At 61.2% G+C, this 5,103-nt stretch carries 4 protein-coding genes; 2 read left to right on the forward strand and 2 right to left on the reverse strand.

All coding sequences use genetic code 11. The features are described from left to right. Window positions 1-126 precede the first annotated feature (126 nt). Both WBB95_RS07690 and WBB95_RS07695 read right to left on the reverse strand, forming a co-directional pair. Complete coding sequence (locus WBB95_RS07690; protein WP_424487023.1) at window positions 127-1,023, reverse strand: PA4780 family RIO1-like protein kinase; 897 nt, start codon at window positions 1,021-1,023, stop codon at window positions 127-129. Between the two features lie 134 nt (window positions 1,024-1,157). Further along, window positions 1,158-2,435 carry an acetyl-CoA C-acetyltransferase gene (locus WBB95_RS07695; RefSeq protein WP_424487024.1) on the reverse strand — a complete coding sequence of 426 codons (1,278 nt, stop codon included), beginning with the start codon at window positions 2,433-2,435 and terminating at the stop codon, window positions 1,158-1,160. 113 nt (window positions 2,436-2,548) lie between these two features. Between WBB95_RS07695 and WBB95_RS07700 the strand changes: the two genes are divergently transcribed. Both WBB95_RS07700 and WBB95_RS07705 read left to right on the forward strand, forming a co-directional pair. Then, on the forward strand, window positions 2,549-3,892 hold the full coding sequence (locus WBB95_RS07700; protein WP_424487025.1) for a 3-oxoacyl-ACP reductase: 1,344 nt from the start codon (window positions 2,549-2,551) through the stop codon (window positions 3,890-3,892). Between the two features lie 2 nt (window positions 3,893-3,894). Continuing rightward, window positions 3,895-4,743 (forward strand): MaoC family dehydratase, encoded by an 849-nt coding sequence (locus WBB95_RS07705; RefSeq protein WP_424487026.1) that lies wholly within the window; start codon window positions 3,895-3,897, stop codon window positions 4,741-4,743. Window positions 4,744-5,103 lie beyond the last annotated feature (360 nt).

Here is a 5,103-nt window from a genome sequence, read left to right on the forward strand (position 1 = left end):
GCTGCGAAGCGGCCCCATTCCAGCCACCGCGTTATGTCTGGCGAAACGCGTTGACCTGTTGGGGCCGCTTCGCAGCCCAGCGCGGGGCAAACCCGCTCACCACAAAAGCCCGCTCGACTCAGCTAATTATTGCATCCAGGGCGGCGGTGGTTCTTCCGCCGTCTTGTTGGCCGGCGCATCGTCCGCCGCGCGAATCGCTTGCTTGCGCTCTTCGTCCAGCCGCGCCGCTTCGATCTCGCGGATCACACCGCCCACGTCCGCCAGCTCTTCCGGTTCGTCGAACTCGCCGGTCAACGCACTGGCCGGGTGCAAGGTGCCGGCTTCGTACAGCGCCCACATTTCCTTGGCGTACTTGGTCTTCTTCAACTCCGGCGCAAAGCGTCCGAAGTAGGAAGCCATGTTGCCCACATCCCGCTCCAGCATGCTGAACGCGTGGTTGTTGCCCGCCGCATCCACCGCCTGGGGCAGGTCGATGATCACCGGGCCGGTCGGCGTCAGCAGCACGTTGAACTCGGACAAGTCACCGTGCACCAGGCCGGTACACAGCATCAGCACGATCTGGGAAATCAGGAAGGCGTGGTATTCGCGCGCCTGGTCGGGATCCAGCGTGACGTCGTTCAGACGTGGCGCCGCATCACCGTACTCATCGGCCACCAACTCCATCAACAGCACGCCTTCGAGAAAGTCGTACGGCTTGGGCACACGAACGCCCGCACCGGCCAGGCGGAACAACGCCGCCACTTCGGCGTTCTGCCAGGCATCTTCGGTTTCTTTCTTGCCGAACTTGGAGCCCTTGGCCATGGCGCGAGCCTGGCGGCTGTTACGGACCTTACGGCCTTCCTGGTATTCGGACGCCTGACGAAAACTTCGTTTATTTGCCTCCTTGTAAACCTTGGCGCAACGCAATTCATTGCCGCAGCGCACCACATAAACAGCTGCTTCTTTACCACTCATGAGTGGGCGCAGCACTTCGTCGACCAGACCGTCTTCGATCAGGGGTTCAATGCGTTTAGGAGTCTTCATCAGCTTTTATTGTGGGTCCTGTATTACCAAACACGCGTGTGGCACTCGTTATACGGCAATCGGCTCGCCGGTGGGAGAGGCTACCGACCTCTGACCACCGAAGAATGCATCCAATATGCCAGTTTGAGGCTCAATCATCGCTCGATGATCGCGGTGACACCCTGCCCGCCGGCCGCACAGATCGAAATCAGGCCCCGGCCCTTGCCCGCCGCGTCCAACAATTTGGCCAGGTTGGCGACGATACGCCCACCGGTGGCGGCAAACGGGTGGCCAGCCGCCAACGAGCTGCCTTTGACATTGAGGCGGCTGCGGTCAATGGCGCCCAACGGCGCGTCCAGGCCCAGGCGCGTCTTGCAGTAGTCCGCGTCCTCCCAGGCTTTAAGCGTGCACAACACTTGGGCGGCGAAGGCTTCGTGGATCTCGTAGTAATCAAAGTCCTGCAGTGTCAGGCCATTTCTTGCGAGCAAACGCGGTACGGCGTACACCGGCGCCATCAACAGGCCCTCGGCGCCGTTGACGAAGTCCACCGCCGCCGCTTCGCCGTCGCGCAGATAAGCGAGGATCGGCAAGCCGCGTTCCTTGGCCCATTCTTCACTGCCCAGCAGCACCAGGGACGCACCATCGGTGAGCGGCGTCGAGTTGCCGGCGGTCAGCGTGCCCTTTTCGCTGCGCTCAAATGCGGGCTTGAGGCTGGCAAGTTTTTCCAGGGTCAGGTCGGCGCGCAAATTGTTATCGCGGGTCAGGCCGAGAAACGGGGTCAGCAAATCGTTATGCCAGCCTTCGGCGTAGGCCGCGGCCATTTTCTGGTGGCTTTCCAGCGCCAGCTGGTCTTGCTCGGCGCGCGGGATCTGCCAGGTTTGCGCCATCAGCTCACAATGTTGACCCATGGACAAACCGGTACGCGGTTCGCCGTTGCGTGGCAGCTCGGGTTTAAGGTGGTGGGGACGAAGTTGTAACAAGACTTTTAATTTGTCCGCCATGGATTTGCTGCGGTTGGCTTTCAGCAAAATCTTGCGCAGCCCTTCGTTGACGCCAATCGGTGCGTCGGACGTGGTGTCCACCCCGCCCGCAATCCCGCATTCAATCTGGCCGAGGGCAATCTTGTTGGCCACCAGCAACGCAGCCTCAAGCCCGGTGCCGCAGGCTTGTTGGACGTCGTAAGCCGGAGTTTGCGGCGACAGGCGCGAGCCCAGCACGCATTCGCGGGTGAGGTTGAAGTCACGGGAGTGCTTGAGCACCGCGCCGGCAGCCACTTCACCCAGGCGCAGACCGTGCAGGTTGTAGCGTTCGATCAGGCCCTCCAGGGCAGCGGTCAGCATGTCCTGGTTGCTCGCCGTGGCATACGGGCCATTGGAACGGGCGAAAGGAATGCGGTTACCGCCAATGATCGCTACACGGCGCAATTGAGTCATGGAAAGCTCCCTGATGGTTGTGGGTGGAATCATCCAGCCTAGCCTAGGCTGATCGAACGACTACCGCCCCGGGGTGGTCAACCGTTTGAACCCCAGCCTTCGGAGAGCGTTCCATGTCTGACCGTTATATCGACTTCGCCAACTCAAGCCTCGGCCATCGCCTGGTCGCCGCCATTGGCCTGCCGTCACCGGTACGCCTGGAACGCTGGCAAGCCGGGCGCCTGCGTCCGGTGGAAGGTGCGCTGCTGCTGGGCGGCGGTGCACTGGCCGCCAAGGTGCAGGCGTTTGCCAACAAACTCACCGACGCGACTTACACCTACGGCACCGAGACGTCGACGTGGATCCCAGGGCATGGCCCCAAGCTCAAGGCCGTGGTGTTCGACGCCAGTGACTTGCAGCACACCGACCAGCTCAAGCAACTGCGCGAGTTCTTCCAGCCATTGGTGAAAAACCTCGACAACAGTGCGCACTTGGTGATCCTTGGCCGTGCGCCGGAAAGCCTCGGCGACCCGTTTGCCGCGAGTGCCCAGCGCGCCCTGGAAGGCTTCAGCCGTTCGCTGGCCAAGGAATTGCGAAACGGCGGCGTGTTGCAATTGCTCTATGTCGGTGACGGCGCCGAGGACCAGTTGGAGGGCGCGCTGCGGTTTTTCCTGTCGCCCAAAAGCGCCTACATCTGCGGCCAGGTCATTCGCCTGGAAGCATGCGCCACGCCCGTCGAGGATTGGACCCGCCCGCTGGCCGGGCGCAAGGCATTGGTCACCGGCGCCGCCCGCGGCATTGGTGCCTCCATCGCCGAAACCCTGGCGCGCGACGGCGCCGATGTGATCCTGCTTGATGTACCCCAGGCCAAGGCCGACCTCGAAGCCCTCGCCGCGCGCCTGGGCGCACGCACCGTGGTGCTGGATATCTGCGCCGAAGACGCCGCCACGCAATTGATCGAACAGTTGCCGGAGGGCCTCGACATTCTGGTGCACAACGCCGGTATCACCCGCGACAAGACCCTGGCCAACATGACCCCGGAATATTGGGACGCGGTATTGGCAGTGAACCTCAATGCACCGCAAGTGCTGACCAAGGCCCTGCTCGACAGCGGCACCCTGCACGACAACGCCCGCGTGGTGCTGCTGGCGTCCATCAGCGGTATTGCCGGCAACCGCGGGCAAACCAACTACGCCGCGAGCAAGGCCGGTTTGATCGGCCTGGCGCAGGCTTGGGCACCGTTGCTCAAGGAGCGCGGCATCAGTATCAATGCCGTGGCCCCGGGTTTTATCGAAACCCAGATGACCGCGCATATTCCGTTTGCCCTGCGTGAAGCCGGGCGGCGCATGAGTTCGTTGGGCCAGGGCGGTTTGCCCCAGGATGTCGCTGAAGCCGTCGCGTGGCTCGGGCAGCCGGGCAGCGGCGCCGTCAGCGGCCAGGCCGTGCGGGTGTGTGGGCAAAGTCTACTGGGAGCGTAAGCATGGATTGGCAAACGTCAGGCAGTACTCCGTTTTTGCTGCCGCTGTATTGGCGCGCGGCGCTCAAGCGCAAGATCACCGGCAACACCTTGCCCGAGCAGGGTGTGCGTTGCCCGGTGAACATCAACCCCAAGCAGTTGGCGGCCTATCGGAACGTGTGCGGCTTTGCCGACAGCCCGATGTTGCCGGCGACGTACCCGCACATCCTTGCGTTCGGCCTGCAGATGCAGCTGCTGACCGCGAAAAACTTTCCATTCCCGCTGCTCGGGCTGATTCACTTGAGCAACCGCATCCGCATCCATCGGCCATTGGGCGCCATCAGTGCGCTGACGGTGGCGGTGCACACGCAAAACTTGAAGCCCCACGCCAAAGGGGCAACCTTTGACGTGGTGACCACGGTCGAGGACTCGCTCGGCGTGTTATGGGAAGCCGAAAGCAAGATGCTCTGCCGCGGCGTGAAACTCGAAGGTGAGCCTGCCGACGACACACTGCCCAGCCCCTCCGAAGTCAGCGAACTGACTCGCTGGAAAGCCCCCGCCGACATCGGCCGCCGTTATGCGCGGGTGTCCGGTGATTACAACCCGATCCATTTGAGCGCACTGACCGCCAAGCTCTTCGGTTTCCCACAGGCCATCGCACACGGGTTGTGGAACACGGCACGCACACTGGCGGCCTTGATGGAACATCTGCCTGTCGCCAATGTTGAAGTCATCGTCGAATTCAAAAAGCCTGTGCGCCTGCCCAGCGAAGTTACGTTATTCACCAGCGCGCCCGGCGCCCGCGGTGAGTTACGGTTAACCGGCGCGGGCAACATTGAACATATGGTAGGCACATGGCAGCCGATCGCCTGAAAAACACTGATTAATTGTATATATACGCCTTAAGTTATAGCGGGCTTTAATTAGCCCGCTATCTTGTTTAAGCCGTTGATTTATAAACCCTCCCTGTTTTCATATAGCGCCCTTCCCTATCGTTGGTATTAGTCGTTAAGCACTGACAGCCCTCCCGTATATAAATCGTTAATACCAAGTTGAGCATTGTGAGAAAGAGTGCCCGGGTCTGTTATAGCCACACGGACAAACGCATCGCTATCCCTAGAAGTAACGAGCGTTTGAAAACAACCCAAGGTTGTACAGGTGCAAGGGAACTCAATCATGAAAACTCAAACTCAAGAAGTGCTTTGGAAAGCAAGTACCGCGCTGGCCCTGATC

This window comes from Pseudomonas sp. (genome assembly GCF_049645325.1).
GTDB lineage: Bacteria > Pseudomonadota > Gammaproteobacteria > Pseudomonadales > Pseudomonadaceae > Aquipseudomonas.

Coding starts and splice junctions, on each gene's coding strand:
- WBB95_RS07690 (WP_424487023.1), bottom strand. CDS start 1,023: ATGAAGACTCCTAAACGCATTGAACCCCTGATCGAAGACGGTCTGGTC.
- WBB95_RS07695 (WP_424487024.1), bottom strand. CDS start 2,435: ATGACTCAATTGCGCCGTGTAGCGATCATTGGCGGTAACCGCATTCCT.
- WBB95_RS07700 (WP_424487025.1), top strand. CDS start 2,549: ATGTCTGACCGTTATATCGACTTCGCCAACTCAAGCCTCGGCCATCGC.
- WBB95_RS07705 (WP_424487026.1), top strand. CDS start 3,895: ATGGATTGGCAAACGTCAGGCAGTACTCCGTTTTTGCTGCCGCTGTAT.